5 protein-coding genes are annotated in these 3101 nt (G+C 43.5%); 4 read left to right on the top strand and 1 reads right to left on the bottom strand.

Annotated elements, in window-relative coordinates:
• From IT392_08430 to IT392_08415, 4 genes are all read left to right on the top strand, one after another.
• A partial coding sequence (locus tag IT392_08430; GenBank protein MCC6544511.1) for a YggS family pyridoxal phosphate-dependent enzyme occupies positions 1–452 on the top strand: 452 nt, incomplete at its 5' end.
• Positions 439–1254, top strand: a complete 816-nt coding sequence (gene proC, locus IT392_08425; protein MCC6544510.1) for a pyrroline-5-carboxylate reductase — start codon at positions 439–441, stop codon at positions 1252–1254. The genes IT392_08430 and proC, both read left to right, overlap by 14 nt.
• A gap of 2 nt (positions 1255–1256) precedes the next feature.
• Positions 1257–1550 carry a YggT family protein gene (locus tag IT392_08420; GenBank protein ID MCC6544509.1) on the top strand — a complete coding sequence of 98 codons (294 nt, stop codon included), beginning with the start codon at positions 1257–1259 and terminating at the stop codon, positions 1548–1550.
• Between the two features lie 41 nt (positions 1551–1591).
• Entirely contained in the window at positions 1592–2911 is a 1320-nt protein-coding gene (locus IT392_08415; protein ID MCC6544508.1) for a penicillin-binding protein, read from the top strand.
• Positions 2912–2944: 33 nt separating this feature from the next.
• Here IT392_08415 and IT392_08410 read toward each other — a convergent pair.
• Positions 2945–3101: DUF599 family protein (locus tag IT392_08410; protein MCC6544507.1), on the bottom strand; the 157-nt coding region annotated here is incomplete at its 5' end.

Below are 3101 nucleotides of genomic sequence, written 5' to 3'. Positions count from 1 at the left end.
AGGTAAAATATGTCGTTGGAGCATTTACACTGATCCACTCCGTAGACAGCATTGAACTGTCGGAGGAGATAAATCGCAGGGCAGAAAAAATGGGCATAATTCAAGATGTCCTCTTAGAGGTAAATGTCTCAGGTGAACGGAGAAAATTTGGCGTTATGCCTGATAATGTAATTACAATAACGAAGGCATTCTCAAAGTTGCGACACGTATCACTAAGAGGGTTCATGACCGTGCCTCCATACAGTGATAACCCTGAAGAAGCCAGGCCATACTTTAGAATGCTTAGAGAAATACGGGATAATGTGAGGCATACCGGATCAGTTAACTGCGGGGAGCTGTCAATGGGTATGAGTAATGATTTTGAGGTTGCGATAGAAGAAGGGGCAACGATGGTCAGGATAGGAACGGCGTTATTCGGCACCCGGGAAAGGAAGGTAAATGACAAAGTATAAGATTTGCATACTGGGAGCTGGAAATATGGGCGAGGCCATACTAAAGGGTATCCTTTCGTCCGGAGTGTACTCTAAGACGGAAATCATTGTCTCTGACGTTGCAGAAGACAGGCTCTCTTACATACACGAACGCTACAATGTAAAGACGACAAGCAATAATGCTCAGGCCGCCTCCTCTTCACGTTATATCATGTTAACGGTTAAACCTTCTATAATAAAGCCCCTTTTAAGTGAAATAGCACATGTATTAGATGAGTCAAAACTTATTATATCTGTTGCGGCTGGAATATCTATCAATAATATAAGGCTATGGCTGCAAAAGGAGCTTCCAGTAGTAAGAGTAATGCCAAACATCTCTGTACTTGTACTTGAGGGAGCAACGGCTATTTCCTCGGGACCTGGTGTTCAGTACGAAGAGATAGAGGATGTTAAAAAGATATTTGACTCAGTGGGAAAGGCTATCCTCCTCGGTGAAGAGTATCTTAACGCGGTTACAGGACTCAGCGGGAGTGGACCGGCCTATATTTTCGCCGTTATAGATGCACTGTCTGACGGCGGCGTGAAGGTCGGACTCCCTCGTCAGGCCTCTACCCTGCTTGCTGCCCAGACTGTCCTTGGTGCAGCCAGGATGGTACTTGAGTGCGGGGAACATCCAGGCAAGCTTAAAGACATGATTACCTCACCGGGAGGGACAACAATTGAAGGATTGCACTCACTCGAGTTGTCCGGTATACGTGGCGCCTTTATCAGTGCAGTCCAACAGGCCACAAAAAGGGCTGATGAGTTGGGAAAGAGGGAATAGACATGTTTTTGTTTACTAATTTTATAGCTGCTGTCGCCGAAGTGATAAATATAGTCCTAACAATTTATATGTATGTTATAATTGCCAGGGCAATCCTGTCATGGGTAAGTCCGGATCCCTATAATCCGATTGTCCAGATGCTTTATAAGATTACAGAGCCGGTATTAAATCCACTGAGACGGCTCATACCTGTGTGGAAGATGGGAATGGATCTTTCACCAATGATCGCAATATTAATTATATTTTTCTTAAAAAGATTTCTTGTAGCCTCACTGAGACAGGCTGCTTACTTTTAATATCAACTGATAACAAACCGTAAGTCTGAAGGGAGGATCTGGTGAAAAATGGATGGAGAAATTATCAGGGTAACATAAAGAGGCAGAAAAACATCACAAAAAAGTCAATTCTTATAATCTCTTTTGTCCTCGGTATAACATTCCTTGTGACAAGCTCAGCTTTCCTTGGAGGTACAAATTTACCAGGAAAGTTCAATTACTCTATTCAGGAAGACAATTTAAACCTGAAATTCACGGAAGACTTCGTTCGCATAGAGGGAGGTATTGATCCGTTATTTACTGAGGTAGTTGAAGACAGGTTTGTGAGTAAGTTTGGTGAAAAAGTCCAGGTAGTCTATACTGTAGACCCTGTCCTGCAGGAAAAGATCACATCCCTGTTTGAAAGGTATAAAGTTCCATACGGGGCATTCGTAGCCATATCTCCAAAAACAGGCAAAATCCTTGCGATGGTAGGTTATTCAGAAAAGAATGGTTCCGATCAGCAGCTCGCATTGAGGGCGACATATCCTGCTGCATCCGTATTTAAGCTTGTAACAGCCGCTGCAGCCCTTGAAAAGGGAAAAGTAGAACCTGAAACAGTGATAAACTTCAGGGGAGGATTTTATTCCCTGTCACGCGGCAACTGGACTGACAATCCAAAAAAAGACAAAAACAAGATAACCCTTGCAGATGCGATGGGGAAATCGTGCAATGTTGCACTTGCTAAAGTAGCATTAAGGTGGCTTAAAGCCGACGATCTTCTGAGATCGGCAGAAAAATTCGGGTTTAATAACTCAATAAACTTTGAATTACCTGTGCAGCAAAGCAGCATACATCTTGAAAACAGTGAGGCGAGTATTGCAAGGACCGCGGCCGGTTTTGGCAATGTCACTCTCTCCCCTCTTCATGGAGCCATGATGGCGGCTGCGATAGCAAATGATGGCCGTATGGTTGAACCCAGAGTAGTCGAAAAGATATTTATTGATGGAAGAGAGGCATACAACGTTGGCAAGAAAGAAGGTCCTGCCGGCTTTTCCCGGATAACAGCTGAAAAGCTCAGACTTATGATGCAAAAAACAGTAACAAGTGGTACCGCAAGACATGCATTTCACACACCCCGTGGAGATGCGTATCTTAAAGATATGGAAGTTGGAGGAAAAACAGGTTCACTGTTAGGTAATGACCCCCAGGGTGATTACAGCTGGTTTATCGGAATGGCGCCTCTTGACGATCCAGAGATTGCTATAGCAGCACTTGTCATTAATCGTCCCACCTGGCAGATTAAGGCCCCATTTGTTGCAAGGGAGGGACTCTTAACTTATTTCAATAATAAAGATAAGGGTTATGCAAAAGAAAGGCTAAAAGTAGCCAGTCTGAGATAATCTGCATGCACCGCGGATAACAAGGCTACTGTATTATTTACCATAATCGAGTTTTAGGCACAGTAATAAGACCATTACCGTGAGCAGAATAAAAAGCCATGAGCCCAGAAACCAGCCTATCAATGGAATAGTGAAGTAAAATCCACGTATACCAAATGTGTAGTGAATTCCTGCGGTAGAAAACATCTTT

Source organism: Nitrospirota bacterium (genome assembly GCA_020846775.1).
Taxonomy (GTDB): domain Bacteria; phylum Nitrospirota; class 9FT-COMBO-42-15; order HDB-SIOI813; family HDB-SIOI813; genus RBG-16-43-11.
Note: the sequence above shows the minus strand (reverse complement) of the source record. Positions and strands in the feature narration are given on the sequence as shown.